This is a genomic window from Thermanaerovibrio velox DSM 12556, from assembly GCF_000237825.1.
Classification (GTDB): domain Bacteria; phylum Synergistota; class Synergistia; order Synergistales; family Synergistaceae; genus Thermanaerovibrio; species Thermanaerovibrio velox.
The window spans coordinates 360,910-379,985 of record NZ_CM001377.1; the positions used below are offsets into that span (position 1 = coordinate 360,910).

At 59.0% G+C, this 19,076-nt stretch carries 23 protein-coding genes; 15 read left to right on the forward strand and 8 right to left on the reverse strand.

Going from position 1 to position 19,076, the window contains the following annotated elements:
• The first annotated feature begins 1 nt into the window (after position 1).
• Genes THEVEDRAFT_RS01600 through THEVEDRAFT_RS01610 form a run of 3 tightly spaced genes read left to right on the forward strand, consistent with a single transcriptional unit; the run spans position 2 to position 2,310 of the window.
• Positions 2–871, forward strand: a complete 870-nt coding sequence (locus tag THEVEDRAFT_RS01600) for a branched-chain amino acid ABC transporter permease (RefSeq protein WP_006582982.1) — start codon at positions 2–4, stop codon at positions 869–871.
• Positions 858–1,613, forward strand: a complete 756-nt coding sequence (locus THEVEDRAFT_RS01605) for an ABC transporter ATP-binding protein (protein WP_006582983.1) — start codon at positions 858–860, stop codon at positions 1,611–1,613. The genes THEVEDRAFT_RS01600 and THEVEDRAFT_RS01605 overlap by 14 nt, the downstream gene beginning before the upstream one ends.
• Positions 1,606–2,310: an ABC transporter ATP-binding protein gene (locus THEVEDRAFT_RS01610; protein WP_006582984.1), complete on the forward strand. Its 705-nt coding sequence runs from the start codon at positions 1,606–1,608 to the stop codon at positions 2,308–2,310. The genes THEVEDRAFT_RS01605 and THEVEDRAFT_RS01610 overlap by 8 nt, the downstream gene beginning before the upstream one ends.
• Before the next feature lie 119 nt (positions 2,311–2,429).
• On the opposite strand, the gene gpmA is transcribed toward THEVEDRAFT_RS01610, so the two are convergent.
• Positions 2,430–3,179 (reverse strand): 2,3-diphosphoglycerate-dependent phosphoglycerate mutase, encoded by a 750-nt coding sequence (gene gpmA / locus THEVEDRAFT_RS01615; RefSeq protein WP_006582985.1) that lies wholly within the window; start codon positions 3,177–3,179, stop codon positions 2,430–2,432.
• 91 nt (positions 3,180–3,270) lie between these two features.
• Here gpmA and THEVEDRAFT_RS01620 point away from each other — a divergent pair, with 91 nt between their 5' ends.
• The 12 genes from THEVEDRAFT_RS01620 (at position 3,271) to THEVEDRAFT_RS01675 (ending at position 12,028) form a co-directional block, all read left to right on the forward strand.
• Positions 3,271–4,494 carry a MalY/PatB family protein gene (locus THEVEDRAFT_RS01620; RefSeq protein ID WP_006582986.1) on the forward strand — a complete coding sequence of 408 codons (1,224 nt, stop codon included), beginning with the start codon at positions 3,271–3,273 and terminating at the stop codon, positions 4,492–4,494.
• An 87-nt stretch (positions 4,495–4,581) separates the two neighbouring features.
• Positions 4,582–5,370 carry a fumarylacetoacetate hydrolase family protein gene (locus THEVEDRAFT_RS01625; RefSeq protein ID WP_006582987.1) on the forward strand — a complete coding sequence of 263 codons (789 nt, stop codon included), beginning with the start codon at positions 4,582–4,584 and terminating at the stop codon, positions 5,368–5,370.
• 130 nt (positions 5,371–5,500) lie between these two features.
• A complete protein-coding gene (locus THEVEDRAFT_RS01630) occupies positions 5,501–5,935 on the forward strand; it encodes a hypothetical protein (protein WP_006582988.1) in 435 nt (144 codons plus the stop codon).
• Positions 5,935–6,195 (forward strand): hypothetical protein, encoded by a 261-nt coding sequence (locus THEVEDRAFT_RS01635; RefSeq protein ID WP_040825113.1) that lies wholly within the window; start codon positions 5,935–5,937, stop codon positions 6,193–6,195. The genes THEVEDRAFT_RS01630 and THEVEDRAFT_RS01635 overlap by 1 nt, the downstream gene beginning before the upstream one ends.
• 354 nt (positions 6,196–6,549) lie before the next feature.
• Complete coding sequence (locus tag THEVEDRAFT_RS01640; protein ID WP_006582990.1) at positions 6,550–6,918, forward strand: sigma factor-like helix-turn-helix DNA-binding protein; 369 nt, start codon at positions 6,550–6,552, stop codon at positions 6,916–6,918.
• On the forward strand, positions 6,896–8,239 hold the full coding sequence (gene ffh, locus THEVEDRAFT_RS01645; protein ID WP_006582991.1) for a signal recognition particle protein: 1,344 nt from the start codon (positions 6,896–6,898) through the stop codon (positions 8,237–8,239). Before THEVEDRAFT_RS01640 ends, ffh begins: the two co-directional genes overlap by 23 nt.
• A gap of 53 nt (positions 8,240–8,292) precedes the next feature.
• Entirely contained in the window at positions 8,293–8,559 is a 267-nt protein-coding gene (gene rpsP / locus THEVEDRAFT_RS01650) for a 30S ribosomal protein S16 (protein ID WP_006582992.1), read from the forward strand.
• A gap of 16 nt (positions 8,560–8,575) precedes the next feature.
• A complete protein-coding gene (locus tag THEVEDRAFT_RS01655; RefSeq protein WP_006582993.1) occupies positions 8,576–8,848 on the forward strand; it encodes a KH domain-containing protein in 273 nt (90 codons plus the stop codon).
• Entirely contained in the window at positions 8,832–9,380 is a 549-nt protein-coding gene (gene rimM / locus THEVEDRAFT_RS01660; protein ID WP_006582994.1) for a ribosome maturation factor RimM, read from the forward strand. The genes THEVEDRAFT_RS01655 and rimM overlap by 17 nt, the downstream gene beginning before the upstream one ends.
• Before the next feature lie 12 nt (positions 9,381–9,392).
• Positions 9,393–10,508 (forward strand): tRNA (guanosine(37)-N1)-methyltransferase TrmD, encoded by a 1,116-nt coding sequence (gene trmD, locus THEVEDRAFT_RS01665; RefSeq protein ID WP_006582995.1) that lies wholly within the window; start codon positions 9,393–9,395, stop codon positions 10,506–10,508.
• A gap of 145 nt (positions 10,509–10,653) precedes the next feature.
• A complete protein-coding gene (rplS, locus tag THEVEDRAFT_RS01670; RefSeq protein WP_006582996.1) occupies positions 10,654–11,010 on the forward strand; it encodes a 50S ribosomal protein L19 in 357 nt (118 codons plus the stop codon).
• 325 nt (positions 11,011–11,335) lie between these two features.
• Positions 11,336–12,028, forward strand: a complete 693-nt coding sequence (locus tag THEVEDRAFT_RS01675; RefSeq protein ID WP_172634015.1) for a DUF4198 domain-containing protein — start codon at positions 11,336–11,338, stop codon at positions 12,026–12,028.
• Positions 12,029–12,127: 99 nt separating this feature from the next.
• On the opposite strand, the gene trpA is transcribed toward THEVEDRAFT_RS01675, so the two are convergent.
• The 7 genes from trpA to THEVEDRAFT_RS01710 are packed head-to-tail and all read right to left on the reverse strand — an operon-like array spanning position 12,128 to position 18,651.
• Positions 12,128–12,913 carry a tryptophan synthase subunit alpha gene (gene trpA, locus THEVEDRAFT_RS01680; RefSeq protein ID WP_006582998.1) on the reverse strand — a complete coding sequence of 262 codons (786 nt, stop codon included), beginning with the start codon at positions 12,911–12,913 and terminating at the stop codon, positions 12,128–12,130.
• Positions 12,910–14,094, reverse strand: coding sequence for a tryptophan synthase subunit beta (gene trpB / locus THEVEDRAFT_RS01685; protein ID WP_006582999.1), 1,185 nt, complete (start codon positions 14,092–14,094; stop codon positions 12,910–12,912). The genes trpA and trpB overlap by 4 nt, the downstream gene beginning before the upstream one ends.
• Entirely contained in the window at positions 14,084–14,734 is a 651-nt protein-coding gene (locus THEVEDRAFT_RS01690) for a phosphoribosylanthranilate isomerase (RefSeq protein ID WP_006583000.1), read from the reverse strand. Before THEVEDRAFT_RS01690 ends, trpB begins: the two co-directional genes overlap by 11 nt.
• On the reverse strand, positions 14,731–15,480 hold the full coding sequence (gene trpC, locus THEVEDRAFT_RS01695; protein WP_006583001.1) for an indole-3-glycerol phosphate synthase TrpC: 750 nt from the start codon (positions 15,478–15,480) through the stop codon (positions 14,731–14,733). The genes THEVEDRAFT_RS01690 and trpC overlap by 4 nt, the downstream gene beginning before the upstream one ends.
• Entirely contained in the window at positions 15,477–16,511 is a 1,035-nt protein-coding gene (gene trpD, locus THEVEDRAFT_RS01700) for an anthranilate phosphoribosyltransferase (RefSeq protein WP_006583002.1), read from the reverse strand. Before trpD ends, trpC begins: the two co-directional genes overlap by 4 nt.
• Positions 16,505–17,098 (reverse strand): anthranilate synthase component II, encoded by a 594-nt coding sequence (locus tag THEVEDRAFT_RS01705; protein WP_006583003.1) that lies wholly within the window; start codon positions 17,096–17,098, stop codon positions 16,505–16,507. The genes trpD and THEVEDRAFT_RS01705 overlap by 7 nt, the downstream gene beginning before the upstream one ends.
• The gene (locus THEVEDRAFT_RS01710) at positions 17,095–18,651 is read right to left on the reverse strand and encodes an anthranilate synthase component I family protein (RefSeq protein ID WP_006583004.1); all 1,557 of its coding nucleotides are present in this window, start codon (positions 18,649–18,651) and stop codon (positions 17,095–17,097) included. Before THEVEDRAFT_RS01710 ends, THEVEDRAFT_RS01705 begins: the two co-directional genes overlap by 4 nt.
• Positions 18,652–19,076: the final 425 nt, after the last annotated feature.

Here is a 19,076-nt window from a genome sequence, read left to right on the forward strand (position 1 = left end):
CATGGACTACCTGTCATCCATCCTGTCCCTTGGTGCCATAAACGCCATAGCGGTGCTGGGGCTTTCCATATTCACCGGTTTCACCGGCATGTTCTCCCTGGGGCACTCCGCCTTCGTGGGCATCGGGGCTTACGTGTCCGCCGTCCTCACCTACTACTATTTCGTCCCCTTCCCCCTGGCGCTTTTGGGGGGAAGCCTTTCCGCCGGGCTTATAAGCTGCGTGGTGGGAGCTCCGGCGTTGAGGGCCGACTTGAGGAGCGACTACTTCGCCATAGCCATACTGGGCTTCGGCGAGGCCTTCCGGGTGGCGGTGGAGAACCTGGACATAACCAACGGAGCTAGGGGCCTGCCCGGCCTGGACCCCTTGTCCACGCCACTTTGGATCTTCGGTTCCCTCGGGGTGTGCCTCCTCCTGGCGGTGAACTTCGTCCGCTCCCCCCTGGGCCGATGCTGTGCCGCGGTGCGGGAGGACCCGGTGGCGGCCCAGATGGCGGGGGTGAGCCTCTTCCGCGTCCGCCTGGGGTCCCTGATGGTGAGCGCCCTGCTCTGCGGCCTTTCCGGGGGGCTCATGGCCCATTACCTATCCTTCGTGCAGCCCTCTATGTTCACCCTCACCCAGTCCACCATGCTGCTGGCGGCGGTCATCGCCGGGGGGATGGGAAGCCTCAGCGGGCCGTTGATAATGTCCTTCCTGTTCGTGGCGCTTCCGGAGGCCCTCCGGGTGGCTCAGATTTGGCGTCTTGTGGCCTATGGGTTTGTCCTGGTGGCCATGATGATCTTGAGGCCTTCGGGGCTGATGGGGTATCGAGAGCTGTGGGACCTGATTCCCCGGTCCCTTGCGTGGAGGTGTCGCCGCCGTGCTGGAGCTTAAGGGGGTATCTAAACGTTTCGGGGGGCTTAGGGCCCTGGACTCCATGAGCATGTACGTCCCAGAGGGCTCCATAAGGGGGCTTATAGGGCCGAACGGGGCGGGTAAGACCACGGTTTTCAACGTGGTGACCGGGGCGGTGCGGCCCGACTCCGGGGAGGTTTTCTTCCAGGGTAGGTCCATAACTGGTCTCATGCCCCACAGGATAGTCCGAAGGGGCATATCGAGGACGTTCCAGAACATAAGGCTCTTCCAGCGCCTGTCGTGTCTCGAGAACGTGTGCATCCCGATGCTCCAATCCGAAGGGCCGGTTAAGTCCCTCATGGGGTTCCTGGGTGACCGGGAGCGGGACAGGAAGGCCAGGGGGCTGCTTGAGCTGGTGGGGCTTGGGGATGTGATGGACCGGCCCGCTGGGACCCTTCCCTACGGCCTCCAGAGGAAGCTGGAGATAGCAAGGGCCCTTGCATCGTCCCCTAAGCTGTTGCTCCTGGACGAGCCCGCGGCGGGCATGAACCCGGAGGAGTCAAGGGGCCTGGCGGACTTCATAGCCCGGGTGAGGGACCGATTCGGGCTCACGGTGGTGCTCATAGAGCATCACATGGACGTGGTCATGAGGATATGCGACAGGATAACGGTGATGAACTTCGGCTCCGTGCTCTTCGAGGGCACCCCGCAGGAGACGGTGCGCTCGGATCTGGTTTTGGAGGCTTATCTTGGAAGGTCGAGGGTGCCTTGTCATGCTTGATGTCCGCGGGTTGTTCGTGAACTACGGGAAGATACAGGCCCTCAGGGGTGTCTCCCTTACCCTGGGTGAGGGAGAGGTGGTGGCGGTGGTGGGGTCCAACGGGGCGGGCAAGTCCACCCTCATATGGACCCTTGCGGGGGTCATAACCCCCGCGTCGGGAAGGCTGGTGTTCAGGGGAAGGGATCTTCCCGGCAAGGCCTCCCAGGTGGCCCGGCTTGGCATAGGGTTGGTTCCGGAGCGTCGTAGGCTTTTCCAGGACCTCACGGTCCGGGAGAACCTTCTCATGGGGGCCTACACCAGGACCGATGAGCAGGCCAAGGCCGCCATGGAGGAGGTGCTGGACCTATTCCCCCCCGTGGCGGACAAGCTCTCCGTCCGGGCCGGTTCCCTCTCCGGTGGGGAACAGCAGATGGTGGCCATAGGAAGGGCCCTCATGTCCCAGCCATCCCTGCTGTTGATGGATGAACCCACCCTTGGGCTTTCCCCGCTTATGGCGGACCGGGTCATGGAGGCGATACTTGAGGTCAACCGCCGGGGGGTCTCGGTGCTGCTGGTGGAGCAGAACGCCCATAGGGCGCTGGAGGTTTCCCGTCGGGCCTACGTCTTGGAGGGCGGAGATGTGGTCAAGGAGGGCCGATCCGAGGACCTCTTGGATGATCCGGCGGTGCGCCGCGCTTACCTCGGGGATTACGCCTAAGAGAGGTCACGACAAGGGCCTTAAGGGCCCGGATGGGACCTCAAGGGGAGAGAGGAGGGGAGGCTGGCCATGGAGCCCTCCCCTCCTCTGGTGAACGTGGGACCAGTGATGGCCTTGAGCTACTTCTTAGCCTTCCCCTGGTTTGCCACCGCCTCCTGGGCCTTGGCTATCTCATCCGGGTCCCCAAGGTAACGGTGGGATATGGGCTTGAAGTTCTCGTCAAGCTCGTAGAGAAGCGGGATGCCGGTGGGTATGTTGAGCTCCAGTATGTCCTGATCGGACACCTGGTCGAGGTACTTCACCAGGGCCCTTATGCTGTTCCCGTGGGCCACCAGTATGACCTTACGGCCCTCCTTGAGGGACGGCACGATCTCGTCGTTCCAGCAGGGCAGAACCCGGGCCACCGTGTCCTTGAGGCACTCCCCGAGGGGCACCAATTCCCTGGGGAGCCCGGCGTAACGGGGATCCCTGATGGGGTCCCTCTCGTCCCCCTCGTTCAGCATCGGGGGCCTTACATCGTAGCTGCGGCGCCATATCTTTACCTGTTCGTCCCCGTACTTTGCGGCGGTCTCCGCCTTGTTAAGCCCCTGGAGGGCCCCGTAGTGGCGCTCGTTAAGCCTCCAGCAGGGCTTCACCGGTATCCACATGAGGTCCATCTCCTCCTGGATGAGCCACAAGGTCCTTATGGCCCTTTTGAGGACCGACGTGTAGGCCAGGTCGAAGGTGAAGCCCTCCTCCTTAAGGGTTCTCCCCGCCCTACGGGCCTCCTCGATGCCCTTGGGTGAAAGGTCCACATCGGTCCATCCGGTGAACCGGTTCTCCTGGTTCCATAGGCTCTCCCCGTGTCTTACCAGAACTATCTTGTACAATTTATGTCACCATCCTTTGGTGTTGTTCTCAGTCTCTGAGACTCCCGTAAATGATATTCTCATGTCAAAGGGCTTGCAACCTTGGGATAGAATGGTGGTGAGGGATATACACAAATTCGACGATCCTTATTTTGAGGAGTTCCAGCGTTTGGTGGACAGAAGGGGTACGGGGTGCAAAAAATGGGACCTGTTGGACAAGATCTTCGGTGAACATCCGAAGGGGATGCTGCCCTTCTGGATAGCGGACACGGAGTTCCGGTCCCCGGACCCGGTCATAGGGGCCCTGAGGGACCGGGTGGAGCACGGGGTATTCGGCTATCCGGTGAGGGACGGCCAGGTGTCCCAGGCGGTGGCGGAGTGGTGGGGTCGAAGGCACCGTTTCGATGTGGACCCCCGCTGGGTGTGCCACAGTCATGGGGTGATGGGCGGTATAGCGGTGAGCCTTAGGGTTTTCACGTCCCCAGGGGATCCGGTGGTGGTGCAGACCCCCATATATCCCCCCTTTAGGTGGGTGGTGGAGAACAACCAGCGTCGGCTGGTTGAGAATCCCCTGGTGGAGCGTGATGGCGTGTATCGAATGGACCTTGCGGGCTTGGAGAGGGCCTTTAGGGGAGGGGCCAGGGCGATGCTGCTCTGCAGCCCCCACAACCCGACCGGAAGGGTGTGGACCAGGGAGGAGCTTCGGGAGGTTGCGGGGCTGGCGGAGCGCTACCGGGTTCTGGTCATATCGGACGAGATACACGGGGACCTAGTATACCCGGGGGATCATGCCCACATCCCCTTCCCTTCGGTAAGCCCCTGGGCACTCGATAACTCCCTGCTCTTTGCGTCCCCCAGTAAGTCCTTCAACCTGGCGGGGTTCTACACCGCCTACGCCATAATCCCCGACGGCGCCAAGAGGAAGGCATATGAGGCGGAGATGAACCGGCTATTCATGGATCAGGGCAACGAGCTTGGTCAAGTGGCCATGAAGGCCGCCTATCTGGAGGGGGAGGCTTGGCTTAACGGGCTTGTTCGGTACCTTGAGGGAAACCGAGGGCGTGCGGTGGAGTTCCTCAGGGGTATGAGGGGAGTGCGGGTGACCATTCCGGAGGGCACGTTCCTGATGTGGATAGATTTCGGGGGGATGCTCCGGGGCAGGGGCCTCACCGCCGGGGAGTTCCTAAAGGGGGCGGGGGTTGCCTTGAACAAGGGGGAGTCCTTTGGGGAGGGGTTTGAGCTTTACGGCCGGCTTAACTTCGGTTGCCCCAGGCAGATGTTGGATGAGGGGCTTCAAAGGATCCGCAGCAGGGCCGAAGAGCTTGGGCTCCTTTGACTTCACCTCCCTTGTGCCCTGCAGATGTAGATTGGGCCGTTTGGTGCTGTCCTTGTCCGTGCTGAGTTTAGGGGGGTGTGAGGTCAATTGGCGGGTGAGAGGTTCTGCAGGTTTTATGTCCCCGGTGATGGGACGGAGCGCTTTGGCGTGTTTGGCCGCTCGGGTGGAGAGGAACGGGTGGAGGAGGTCTCCGGGGGGCCCTTCGGGCCTTTCGAGAGGACCGGTTTGAGCTTTGCGCTTGGGGATGTGCGGTTTTTGCCTCCCGTTAAGCCCGGGTCCGTATACTGCGTGGGGCGCAATTACGCGGAGCACGCGTCGGAGCTTGGCAATTCGGTGCCCCAGGAGCCGCTGGTGTTCCTTAAGCCTGTTACCTCCCTCATAGGTTCCGGTGAGGCGATAAGGCTTCCCCTGTGGGCGGGGAGGATAGACTATGAGGGGGAGCTTGCGGTGATCATCGGCAGAAGGTGCAGGAACCTGCGGGAGGATGAGGCCTTGGATGCGGTCCTGGGTTACATCTGCTTCAACGACGTTACCGCCAGGGAACTTCAGCGCAAGGACGGCCAGTGGACCCGGGCCAAGGGTTTTGACACCTTTGCCCCGATCGGTCCCTGGGTGCTCTTGGGCGGCTCCATGGAGGGGCTGGGGGATCTGGTGACCCGGGTTAACGGAGTGGAGGTTCAGCGGGGGTGTTTTGCGGACATGGTCTTCCCGGTGGGCAGGATAATATCCTACATAAGCAGTTTTGCCACCCTCATGCCCGGGGACGTGATAGCCACCGGTACCCCGGCGGGCGTGGGGCCCCTGAGGCCCGGCGACCGGGTGGAGGTCTTTGTGGAGGGCATAGGGTGTCTTTCAAACCCCTGTGAGGGCTGCTGACGGACTGGGTCGTTGAACTGGGGCCCCGCAGGGGGTAAGATCTAACTGGGTTTGGCGGGTTATGTGATCGATTTTCTTTGTTCTTCCCGTCAAATTCTTAAATTCGACCTTTTCATCAGGGGGGATGGGCATGAGCAGCAAGGTATGGGTTGTAATAGAATTTGACGGAGACAAGTACGACGCCCACGTCTTCACCAGCCAGAATGACGCGGAGCACTATGCCAATGAGAGGCTTGGTGGCGAGGGAGTGTGTGCCTGCTCTTCCTGCTGTCCCACCGTGGTGGTGGTCCCTTCGGTCCTGGTGGGGCGGGAGGAGATTAAGGGCAAGGTTGAGGACTGGGGGGTGCAGGTGCCGGACGTGAACGAGTCCTTCGTGGAGGGCCTCATGGAGGAGATCGACTGGGAGGGCATCGACGTGGCGCCCGAGGAGGTCCGGGAGAGGTTTATCAAGGAGAAGGGCCATGAGGTCCGCAGGGAAGCCTGCGAGATCCTAAGGGAGTTCCTCATGGACGAGCTGAAGGACTACATCGAAAGCCAGTGCCACTGTGACGATCAGGAGGGTTGATGAACTTGTCGGACGGCCGGGATTTGGCGGATTTGATAGAGGAGACCTCCGTCCTTCGCAAGGCGGTGGCGGAGGAGCTCTTGTCCATAGACGGTCTCTTGCGTAGTCTTGCCGCATCTCATGAGCCGGGGGTGAGGTTCGCCATATCCCACGCCCTGGCCTGCAAGAGGCAGTGGCTTTTTGAGCTTTGGGCGGCCCTTCAGGAGCTGGACGAGGGTATCTTCTCCGGCTGTGGGGAGTGTGACTGCGGAAGGCTTTGAGGTTTTTAGGACGCGAGAGTCATGGTCCCATTTGACGAGGTCTTTGTGCCTTGGGGGTTAGGGATCCTGTGCGCCTTTCCCCTTTGTCCCTCGGGCGGGCCGCCGCCGCGTGGACCTGCCCATGTAGGGGTGTTTCCCCTTTTTATTACGGGGGCTTTTAGGGGGTTGCAAGGGGCTTTAGGGGATGTTAAAGGTGGAAGCTCATGGGGCGAAGCTCATGGGGCGGGTTTCAACCCCGCCCTTTCTTTTTTTCCGTTTCTCGGCGGTTTTGGACCTGTCAAGGAGAAGATCTTGACAGGTCTTGTCCTGGGTGTTAGATTACACTGGCTGCTTTTTGGCGGGGAGGTTCTCTTGATGGACGACCTTTTGGACCAGCGGTTGAGGCTTTGTGACCTTTATGACCTTTACGGGGGGCTTCTCACGCCCAAGCAGAGGCGGGCCTTTGAGCTGGTGGTCCTGGAGGACTGTTCCCTGTCCGAGGCGGCGGCGGAGCTCAGCGTTAGTCGTCAGGGGGCTCATGACCTGGTGCAGCGGTCGAGGGAGCACCTTTTGTCCGCCGAGGAGGCCATGGGGCTTTTGGCGGAGAGGGATCGTCTCCATGGGGAGATAGAGAAGCTGGTGGACCGTTACCGTGGGGAACTGCCTTCGGGCTTTGTAGAGGAGCTTTTAGGTATCCTGGGGCGCAAGGAGGGACAGTGGGATGTTCGACTCCCTGAAGGATAGGTTTGAGAAGGTCTTTTCCTCCCTTAGGGGCAAGGGGAAGCTTACGGAGGAGGATGTGAACCTGGCGCTCAGGGAGGTTAGGTTGGCCCTCCTGGAGGCGGACGTTAACTACAAGGTGGTGAAGGACTTCGTCGAGCGGGTTAGGGCCCGCGCCACCGGACAGGATGTGTTGTCCTCCATAACCCCGGCCCAGCAGGTTTACGCCATCGTCTTCGGGGAGCTGCTGGACCTTATGGGAAGGGATGTCAAGCCCTTGTCCATATCGCCCAAGCCCCCTACGGTGTACATGATGGTGGGGCTTCAGGGTTCGGGTAAGACCACCACCGCCGCCAAGATAGCCCTCAAGATGAAGCGGTCTCACAAGCCCATGTTGGTGGCCTGCGACCTTCGCCGGCCCGCCGCGGTGGAGCAGCTTCGGGTCCTTGCGTCTTCCATAGGGGTTCCCTTTGTGGGCCCCGAGGAGGGGGAGATCGACCCGGTCCGGGTGGCTCGAAGGGCCATGGAGAGGTGTTCCGAGAGCCTGGTGGACCTGGTGATCATTGACACCGCCGGAAGGTTCCAGATAGACGAGGAGCTCATGGAGGAGGTACGGGTCCTCAAGGAGTCGGTGAAGCCTCACGAGGTGCTCCTGGTGGTGGACTCCATGACCGGTCAGGAGGCGGTGTCCGTTGCTCAGGTCTTCAACGAGCGCCTTGGGCTCACCGGCGTAGTTCTGACCAAGCTTGACGGTGATGCCAGGGGTGGTGCGGCCCTCACCATAAAAGCGGTGACCGGTACGCCGGTGAGGCTGGCGGGGGTTGGCGAGAAGGTGGAGGACCTGGAGGCCTTCGATCCCAACCGCATGGCCCAGCGGATACTGGGCATGGGGGATGTGGTGGGGCTTTTGGAGAGGGTTCAGCAGGCTGCCTCGGAGGAGGACGTGGAGCGTCTTTCCGAGAGCCTCAAGAAGAACCGCTTCACCTTGGAGGACATGCTTATCCAGCTCAGGCAGGTTCAGAAGATGGGGCCTTTGGAGAAGGTTATAGAGATGCTTCCAGTGCCGGGGGCGTCGAAGGCTTTAAAGGACGCCCAGGTGGACCCCAAGCGGATCAAGCACATGGAGGCCATAATCCTGTCCATGACGCCTGCGGAGAGGAGGCGGCCGGAGATAATAAAGGGTTCCCGGCGGCGCAGGATAGCCCAGGGTTCCGGCACGTCGGTTCAGATGGTGAACCAGCTGCTGCATCAGTATGAGCAGATGAAGGACCTGATGAAGGCCTTCGGCAAGGGATCCCGGAAGGGATTCCGGATTCCCCAGGGGCTCAAGGGTCTTTTCAGATAAGGTTCGTCCCTTCCGGGGGCGTAGACCTATTTAAACAGGAGGTGTGTAGATCAATGGCGGTTCGCATACGTTTTACCCGTCAGGGTAGGAAGAAGAGTCCCTTTTATCGTTTGGTGGTGGCGGATTCCCGCTCCCCCAGGGACGGAAAGTTCATCGAGCTCATCGGCACTTACAATCCCATGACGGATCCGGCGGATCTCAAGGTGAACGAGGAGAGGGCCCTCTACTGGCTCAAGCAGGGTGCCACCCCCTCCGATACCGCTAGGGCGGTTCTTAAGAAGACCGGCGTCTGGGACAAGTTCACCGCCGAGAAGGCTTAAGAGGGTTCAGGCTGCCATGCCCGACTACGCCGCTCTGGTGGAAGGCATAGTGAAGGGGCTGGTGGACTTGCCCGATTGTGTTCGGGTGTCCGAGGTTAGGAATGGCTCCGGTTCCGTCCTGGTCACCGTGAAGGTGGCGGAGCAGGACATGGGACGGGTGATAGGGAGACGTGGTTCCACCATAAACGCCATAAGGCTCGTGGCCAAGGCCGCGGCGGTGAAGGCTAAGGAACGGGTGGATGTTGAGGTGGACGAGGAGGAAGGCCCTGTTCATGGAGAAGAGCTCTAGGTCCCGGGTGATAGTGGGACGGATAGTGGGTACCCACGGTGTGAAGGGGTCTTTGAAGCTCAAGCCCCTTACGGACTACCCGGACCGTTTCCTGGACATGGATAGCCTCTATCTGGAGTTGCCGGAAGTTCGGGGCCGCAGGCGTCCTCCCAGGGAGCTGGCGGTGCAGGAGATGCGCTTTCAGGAGGGCAAGGACCTCTTCATAGTGACCCTTGAGGGGATCCACACGATGGAGGACGCGGAGGAGCTCAAGGGGGCCCTGGTCACCGTGGCCCCGGAGGATCGGGTGCCCCTGGAGGAAGGGGTCTACTGGATAGACGACATCCTAGGCCTTCAGGTGGTTGACCACGACACCGGGGACGTGCTCGGTCTGGTGGAGGGGGTCCTCCCCACCGGGAGCAATGACGTCTATGAGATCCGTACCCCCGACGGTGCCCTCAAGATGATTCCCGCCATCAAGGACGTGGTCATTCAGGTGGACCTTGAGGCGCGGGTGATGAGGGTTCACCTGTTGGAGGGGCTTTGGGATTGAGGTTTTGACGGGATGAGGATAACCGTCGTTACCGCCTTTCCGGATCTCATAAGGGGCTACCTGGGCTTCAGCGTCATTGGCCGGGGGGTGTCCTCCGGGGCCCTGGAGGTCCAGGTGTTGGATCTTAGGGACTTCGCGGAGGGCAGCTACCGCCAGGTGGACGATTACAGCTTTGGCGGCGGCGGGATGGTGCTGATGGCGGAGCCCTTGACCAGGGCTCTGGTGTCAGCGGATCCTCAGGGGGATGCCTTTGTGGTGTACCCGAGCCCTCAGGGGGTGCATCTCCATCAGGAGTTGGTGGAGGAGCTGGCGTCGAAGGAGCACCTGGTGCTGGTCTGCGGCCACTATGAGGGCGTTGATGAGCGGTTTGTGAGGGAGCACGTGGACCTGGAGATATCGCTGGGTGACTTTGTGCTCACCGGAGGGGAGCTTCCCGCCATGGCGGTTTTGGACGCGGTGGCCCGTCTGGTGCCCGGCGTGGTGGGCCGCATGGAGGCGGTGAGGGAGGACTCCTTTTACAGGGGTTTTCTGGACCATCCTCACTACACCAGGCCGGCGGTGTGGCGGGGGATTAAGGCCCCGGAGGAACTGCTTGGGGGTGACCACGGGGTCATCGAGGAGTTCCGGCGCCGGGAGAGGGTTCGCAGGACCTTGGAGCGGCGTCCGGACCTTTTGGCCAGGACCGGGCTGAACGGGCATCTCAACGGTGGGTTCTACGTCTACGTGGGCGAGGAGGGGGAGGATCCCTTTAAGCTGCTTCCCCTGTGTGGTGCCTTCGGGGGGGTGAGGCTTCTGGCCCACCGTTCCATCAAGGGGGATCAGCCGGGAGAGGGTGTGAAGTTCTTCCCATCCTTCGGGGCCGCCCTGAGGTGGATAACCTCCCGGGAGAGGGCGAAGCCCCTTGTCCTTACTGCCGGAGAGGGCGGGGACTTCAAGTGGTTGTCCGCCAAGAGGAGGGTCCTTGAGTACCTGGGACCCTCGGTGATCGCCCTGGGAGGGCGGTTCGAGGGGGACGTGCTGCTTGGGGTGCCTAGGTCCTCGAGGGGGCCGGTGAGTTTGGGGGAGACCTTGTGCCACTGGCTCACCCGGTTCTTCCAGGTGGATGATCCCGGACGGCAGGGTGGTTGATGGTCCTGGGATGTAAGTGGGGAGTCTGAAGATCCTGGTCTGGCGTCCCTAGGGGTTTTGGGGTTTTCATGTGGTCAGCGTTTTGGATGCAGCCTGTTTGGGCTCATAATCGAGATAGACGAATATCAGCGAGGAGGGAAAGAAGATGATAGATCCGCGCATCGCCTTGGTGGAGAAGAGGTATTCCAAGGCCGATCCCGTGCCCCCTTTCAGGCCCGGTGACACCGTGAAGGTGCACGTTAAGGTTAAGGAGGGTAACCGGGAGAGGATTCAGGTGTTCGAGGGTGTTGTGATAGCCCGTCAGCACGGTGGCATAAGGGAGAACTTCGTGGTGAGGAAGGTCTCCAACGGCGTGGGTGTGGAGAGGATATTCCCCGTCCACTGCCCCAGCGTTGACAAGGTTGAGGTGGTGCGTCGCGGCCGGGTGCGCAGGGCGAAGCTCTACTACCTGCGCAAGCTCTCCGGCAAGGCGGCCAGGATAAAGGAGCGTCGGGAGTTCTAGCCCGTTATCAAGGGCTTTGGGCGGTTCACAGCGAGCGTCCCACCCCGCCGGGATCGGCGCGGGTGGGACGCTCGCTTTTTGTTTCTTGGCTCATGGGGTGCGGCAAGGAAATCATAATTACAAAGTGATGTCACATCGGTGTGGTTAGTTAGATGGTTTTAAAAATACAGGCCTTTAGGGGGAGTGTTGCAGGGATAGGTTTTTTATTGCTAGCTTAACCTATGTTTGAGGACTCAAACATATGCTGTCCTAAGATCGAGGAGGTGTTCCATAGATGTTCCGTACCGCACGCCGCTTATGCGGACTATTGGCATTAACCGTCGCCATGACGGTACCGTCCCTTGCCAGCGCTCACGGTGTTTGGATAGGGGAGCAGCAGTCGAAGATGACCATAATCCTTGGGGAAGGCGCCGCAAACGACGCTTACGACCCGTCAAAGGTCAAATGGGTCAGGGCGTATGGAGATGGCACAGGTCAAGTACCTGTGGAAATTCAGAGGCTCCAGGACCACGTGATAATAACGAAAGCCCCTGGCGCTCAGATAATCACCCTGGCGTTCGACCACGGATACTGGTCCCAGGATAGCTCCGGCAAGTGGCATAATAAACCCAAGTCACAAATCAACAACCCCGTAGGAGATGGCATGAGGGCCCTCAAGTTCTCCACATCCTACATCGGCCCTTCCGCATCCCCCGCCGTTATTCCTGACCTTGACCTGCAGGTGGTTCCGTCGGTAAACCCGTTGTCCCTCAAAAAGGGGGACAGCCTCAAAGTAAGAGTCCTGCTCCACGGGAAGCCGGTTAAGGGTGCCTCCCTGTACCCGGACTTCATCGGAGATGTGGATGTGTCGGTTAAGACCGATAATGACGGCTACGCCATCGTAAGGGTTCCATCAGCGGGGCTAAACGTGATAGGCGCAAAGGTGAACGTGGAAAACCCGGATAAATCCGACAGGGACGGGGAGAAGATAAACTACTTCGCCACCTTGGTTTTTAATCTACAAAAGGACGAGGACTAAAAAATGGGGGCATCCCTTGGGATGCCCCCATTCTTGGCTTTTGAGGTTTGTGGCGGGCAAAGTTGCAAAAGCCATGGGATCACGCAGGGCTTTAGGTCCTCAAGGTCCTAGGACGGCCCTCATTTTGCTGGTAAGATGCCGTACTTCCTCAAGTAGGCGCTCCTTGTCCTCCTGGTGCTTACTAACCAGGTCCATTATGGCGCTTCCAACCACCACTCCCTCCGCCAGAGCTGCCGCCCTCTGGGCTCGTTCGGGGTCCTTTATGCCGAAGCCCACCACCGTAGGTATGCTAAAATGTCTCCTGACCCGCCGGAGGTAGCCCTCCATGTCCTCGTGAAGGTCCTTATGGGATCCGGTGGTCCCCAGCATTGAGACGCAATACACGAACCCCTTGGCATCTCTTCCCATCTCCTGGAGACGCTTCTCCGGCGAGTTGGGGGATACCATGGGGATGTTTATCAGTCCCTCACGATCCAGGGCAGTCCTTAGGCCTTTCCCTTCGTCGAACGGGAGGTCCGCCACGATAACCCCATCGATCCCGGCTTCCGCGGCCCGGCGGGCAAATCGCTCATACCCATACCGCAGGATGGGATTCACGTATCCCATGAGAAGCAGCGGTACCTTAACGGAGTTCCTTAGGGTTTCTGCCAAATCCAGCACCGAGGCGAGGGTGGTTCCCCTCCTCAGTGATCGCTGTCCAGAGGCCTGTATGATCGGCCCGTCAGCCAGCGGGTCAGAGAATGGTATCCCCAGCTCCAATATGTCGGCTCCCGAACTTTCCAGGGTGGAGCAGATATCCGCGGAGGTGTTAATGTCCGGGTCCCCTGCCATTACGAAGGCGATGAGGGCCTTGCGGTTTTCGAATGTTTTTTTAAGGCTGTTCATGGGTTATCGCCTCCAACGATGGATTTAACAGAATGCCTGTCCTTGTCGCCCCTTCCGGAGAGGTTTACGACCACCACTTGGTCCTTGTGGAGATCTGAGGCAAGGCGGATTGCATGGGCCACCGCATGGGCGCTTTCCAGGGCCGGTATGATCCCCTCCAGGCGGGATAGGATGAAGAAGGCTTCCAGGGCTTCCTGGTCCGTTACGGATGTGTATTCAGCCCTTTTGGTCTCCATGAGGAAGCTGTGTTCAGGACCCACACCGGGGTAATCTAGGCCAGCGGAGATGGAATACGCCTCGATTATCTGGCCGTCCTGGTCCTGCAGAAGGTAGGACCGGCAGCCGTGGAATACGCCTGGGCTTCCTGCCGTTAAGGATGCGGCGTGAAGCCCCGTTTGAAGCCCCTTGCCTGCGCCCTCAACGCCGATGAGGCGTACGGATTTGTCGGGAATGAATGGATAGAACAGGCCTATGGCGTTGCTTCCGCCCCCAACACAGGCTATGAGGACGTCGGGAAGGCGCCCCTCGTACTGTAGGATCTGCTGGCGGGTCTCGTCTCCTATGACTCGCTGAAAATCCCTAACCAGCGATGGATATGGATGTGGTCCTACGGCGGAGCCGATTATGTAGTGGGTGTCCTCCACGTTAGCCACCCAGTGCCGGATGGCCTCGTTTGTGGCGTCCTTCAGCGTCATGCTTCCCGATGAGACGGGGATGACCTGGGCTCCCAGGATGTGCATCCTTTCCACGTTAAGGGACTGCCGTTTCATGTCCTCCGTCCCCATGAACACGTGGCATTCAAGTCCTAGCCGGGCTGCCGCGCTGGCCACCGCAACCCCGTGCTGACCCGCGCCGGTCTCTGCGATGACCCTGCGCTTCCCTAGGCGGCGGGCTAGCAGCGCTTGCCCTAGGGCGTTGTTTATCTTGTGCGCCCCCGTATGGTTTAGGTCCTCCCTCTTTAGATAGATCTTTGCCCCTCCGGCGTGTAGGGTCAGCCTCTCCGCAAAGGTCAAGGGGGTAGGGCGTCCCCCGTACCGGTGGAGCAGCTCTTTCAGTTCCTCTTGAAAAGCCCGGTCCTCCTTTATTTCATTGTAGGCCCTTTCCAGTTCTTCCAATGCGGGGATCAGGGTTTCTGGTACGAACCTCCCGCCGAAGGGGCCGAAATATCCATTACGTATCATGGATGATCACCTCTCTTGTTTTTGGGGTTCGGCCTTTAGCCGCCATGATTGCCATTCCCATGAGGCGGTGGTCTTTTATTCCATGGGATGTTTCGATGGCGCTGTTTATGTCCACCCCATGGGGGCTTGCTTGCCTTATGGCCTTAGTTATGTTTTTGGGCCCCAACCCGCCGGCCAGGATGAAGGGGCGAGAAAAACGGACTCCCTGCAGTAGAGACCAGTCAAAGGGCTGCCCAGTGCCTCCTGAAACGCCCTTTACCTTTGTGTCCAATAGGAAGAAGTGAGCCGCTTCCTTGTAGCTTTCCAGGGCTTCAAGGTCTTCCCTGAGAGAGATCCCGAGGGCCTTTATGGTTTTGATAGGAAGATTTGCAAGTAGAGAAGGGGGTTCGTTGCCGTGGAACTGGAGGTAGTCGAACATGCGGCTTTCAACTGCTTCCCGCAGCTCCTCTTCGGTGGGGTCCGCCATCACCCCCACCACGGAGAGGAACGGGGGAAGCCGTTGGATTATGGAAGCTGCTTGCCCAAGGCTGACCCTTCGGGGGCTTTGAGCCATAATGAAGCCCAAAGCATCGGCTCCCAGTCTGGCGGCCTCTAAGGCGTCCTCCTCCCTGGTGATCCCACAAACCTTTACCCGGATCACTCTATCAACCCCTTGAGCCTTTTTATGTGGGTAGAAGGGTTCTTGGAGACCATGAGGCTTTCCCCCACAAGGATCCCGTGAACCCCCGCCTTCTCAAGGAAGACCACGTCTTCCCGGCAGGATATCCCGCTTTCGGCTATCACATACCGGTGGCTTGAGGGTTCAAGTCGCCGGAGTTCCTCCATGATCCGGTACGTGGTGTTAAGGTTTACGGAGAAGTCCCGCAGGTCCCGGTTGTTGATGCCTATTATGTCCGTTTCGGTCTCCAAGGCTCTTCGGAGGTCCTCTTGGTCGTGCACCTCCACCACTGCCTCCAGACCGAGGGACCTTGCGGTTCCCAACATGCGCTGCAGCCTCTTACCAGGGAGTATGGCGGCTATTAGAAGCACCGCGTCGGCCCCTAGGAAGAGGCTTTCATAAACCTGTACCGGGTCCACGATGAAGTCCTTTCTAATAAAAGGGATATCTGCCTTAGGGCGGAGCTGCCGCATTATGTCTGGGCTTCCTTGGAAGAAGGGCTGGTCGGTCACTATTGAAATTCCGTCAGCCCCGCCTTTGATGTAGGCTTCAAGCTGTTTATCCGGCTCAAAGGGGTCCGCCAAGATGCCCTTGCTGGGACTGGCCTTCTTTATCTCCCCTATTATGGAGATTCCCGGCGTGGCCAGACGGGCCTTCAGAGACAGCTTGGGGCCTTTTATCTTCTGCACCTGGTGGTTTTTCTCAAGCACTATGCGGTCCAGTATCATACTGCCTCCTCCTTTCCTGTTATTGACCTGGAGAATCGGACCACCTCTTCAAGCTTTTTCATAGCAAGGCCGCTGTCTATGATTTGTTCTGCCATGCGGGCTCCTTCGAATATCCCGGTGGTTAGCCCGTCCACGTACAGTGCGGCGGCGGCGTTGAGCACCACCACGTCTCTCATTGGCCCCCTCATGCCGCCGAATATGTCCAACAAGATCCGGCGGTTCTCGTTTACGCCGCCTCCTGAGGCGTACCCCAAGGGTGCTCTGCTTAGCCCCGCGTCCTCGGGAAGTATCTCCATGTCCTGGATCTTCCCTCGGTTCAGCAGACACACCCTGTTGGGACCGCTAAGCGAAAGCTCGTCCAACCCGCCATGGCCGTGAAACACCATTGCCCTACTGACCCCGAGTAGGGCCAGGACCTCAGTTATGGGCCGGACCAGCTTGGGGGAGAAGACCCCCACCAGCTGGTGGGATGGCTTTGCTGGGTTTGAGAGGGGGCCTAAGATATTGAAGATAGTTCGAAGCCCTATGGCCTTCCGTATCGGGGCGACGTTTTTCATGGGACTGTTGAAGTGGGGAGCGAAGATGAAGCCGTAGCCAGTTTTGCTGATGCAGGCTTTCACGTCCTCTGGCTTATCTAACAGCGGTATCCCTAGGGCTTCCAGGATGTCGGCGCTTCCGCAACGGCTTGATACGGATCGGTTCCCGTGTTTGGCCACCAAAGACCCCGCCGCGGCGGCTATGAACGAGGCGCCGGTGGATATGTTGATGGTACCAGCACGATCACCGCCGGTTCCAACGATGTCAATGAGGGTTTTCCCCTTTAGATTTACAGGAACGACTTTGCTCCTGATCACCGAAGCTGCGGAGGCTATCTCCTCCACGGTCTCTCCCTTGGCGCGAAGTCCCGCCAGGAAGGCCCCCACCAGGGCGTCGGGCTCACCGCCGGACAAGATGCTTTCCATGGCGTCCGCCATCTCTTGGGGAGCAAGGTTTTTCCCCGATAGGATCTTTTCAAGTTGCTCCTTTAGCATTGATGTCCCAGCTCCTTCCCAGCGGGTTTTGTGTGGTAGAAATTCCTGATGATCCTCATGCCCCCTTCGGTGAGTATCGATTCGGGATGAAACTGGACACCAAAGAGGGGAAGGCTTAGGTGTTGAAGCCCCATGACGGTTCCGTCGTCCGCCCTGGCGGTGACCGTTAACTCCTTGGGGAGAGAGTTTTCTTCCAACACCAGCGAGTGATAGCGGGTGGCTTTGAAAGGGGTGGGCAGTCCGTAGAAGATCCCCTTTCTGTTGTGATAGATGGAGGAGGTCTTGCCGTGGCACGGTTTAGCCGCCCGAACGAGGCGTCCACCCATGGCGCAACCTATCGCCTGGTGTCCCAGGCAGACCCCCATGATGGGGATCCGCCCCATGAAGACCCGGATCACTTCCATTGACACTCCCGCCTCCTCCGGGGTCCCGGGTCCAGGGGATATGACGATGTGTGAAGGGTTCATGGCCTTGATCTTTGAAAGTGTGATCCGGTCGTTTCGGAACGTCCGTACATCATCCAGCTCCGATAGGTACTGCACCAGGTTCCAGGTAAAGGAGTCGTAGTTGTCTATCATCAGGATCATCTCGTACCTTCTCCTTTCGCCGCCATCTGCAGGGCCCTTTTCATGGCTTTGAACATGGCCCCAGCCTTGCTTAGGGTCTCTTGGTACTCCATCTCCGGATCCGAATCGTAAACTACGCCCGCCCCGGCCTGAATGTGTACCCTGTCATCTTCTTTAACGATGGTCCTTATGGTTATGCAGGTGTCCATGCTCCCCTGGAATCCCAGGTAGCCCACCGCTCCCGCGTATGGTCCCCTTGGGGTGCCTTCCAGCTCTCCTATGATCTCCATTGCCCTGATCTTGGGAGCCCCCGATACGGTGCCCGCCGGGAAGGAGGAGATCAGAAGGTCCAGCGGAGTAGCCTCTGGTCTTTTTTGCCCTTCCACCTGAGATACGATGTGCATCACCTGGGAGTACTGCTCTATGCCCATGAGCTCGGTGACCCTTACGCTTCCGGGCTGGCATATCCTTCCAAGGTCGTTGCGGGCCAGGTCAACCAGCATTATGTGCTCCGCCCTTTCCTTTTCGTTCCCCAGCAGTTCCAGTGCGGCGCGCCTGTCCTCCTCTTCCGTATCTCCCCTTCTGCGGGTTCCGGCGAGCGGACGAGTGACGGCCTTGGATCCCGCGAGCTTCACATGGAGCTCCGGCGACGAGCCTATGAGGGTGATATTCGGCAGTTCCAGTAGGAAGTGATATGGGGAGGGGTTGCATGCCTTGAGGGCTCGGTAGATTAGCGTGGCGGGAAGGTTGGTTTTGGCGGAGAACCTTTGGGAGAGGACCACCTGACATATGTCCCCCGCTATTATGTGCTCCCGCCCCTTTCGGACCATGTCTAGGAAGTCCTCTTTCGTCATGAGTGGCTTTAGTGGATTGAGGAAAAAGGAGGTCCCTTGGGGCATTTTATGGTCTAGATAGGACTCCAGGAATCCCCTTAGGCCCTCCAGTTTTAAACAGGCCATCCTGTATAGCCCCTCTAGGCCTTCCTTTCCCATGTCCCTTGGGATGTGTTGGTTAACCACCAGGAACAGCTTGTCACCTAGGTGGTCTATGGCTATCACGGAGGAGAACCCCATGAGTGACGCCATTGGGAGATGAGAGCAGGGCAGGGCTTTGCCTTCGTTTCTGTGGAACAGATCCTCCCAGGCGCTTATTATGTCGTATGCGAAGTATCCCGCCGCTCCTCCAAGGAACGGGGGAAGGTCATCTCTGACGGGAGGGTATGTGCCGGCCAGGTAGTTTCCCAGGGCTTTTTTAAGCCCATCCCTGCCGGGGAACTCCGCCAAGGTCCTGCCCTGGGGGCTGGTTTCAATGCAGATGTTGTTGGAAAATGTGAAAATTCTGTCCGGCTCGGTTCCTATAAATGAATACCTGCCCCACCTGCCCTGTGGGTCCGGGGTCTCCATGAGGAAGCTTCCTTGGGGAGACCTTTTGAGACTTTCGTAGATCATGAGGGGGTCCCGTCCCTGGAGGCTTAGTTCCATTATCACCGGTACTCTTTCGAATTCAGAGCAGAGCCTTATGAAATCCTCAAGGGACGTAAGATTTTCTCTTCCCCTGATTTCGTGAACTCCCATGCCTTGATCCTCCTTGTGGGAAATTAAAAGAGCCGGGGGCTCTTGTGTTAAGGCCCCCGGCTTAGTGGTTTTATCAGCTGAAGAACGACAGAGGGGCCTTGGAAGCGGTTCCGGCAAGGATCCACCTCCAAGGCCCATCGCTGATTTGGACGTCGGCGATTTATATGGCCCTTGGCGGCGGACTCAGGGAGCCCGCCACCACCAGTTTTGAAGTCTTAGGAAAAGCATCTTGGGTTAATCCTCCTTGGATCTGGATATTGGAAGGGATTTTAGGGTTCAGTGTTTTCGTTGTCAAGGGTGAAATATCAGGGTTCATGGGGTCTTATCGGGTTTTAGGGAGGAGGAGCGCTTTTATTTGTAACGTGCTCGGTGGTTTATTCGATAAATAAACAAACGAGATGGATCGATGTGGCAATTTTATTAAA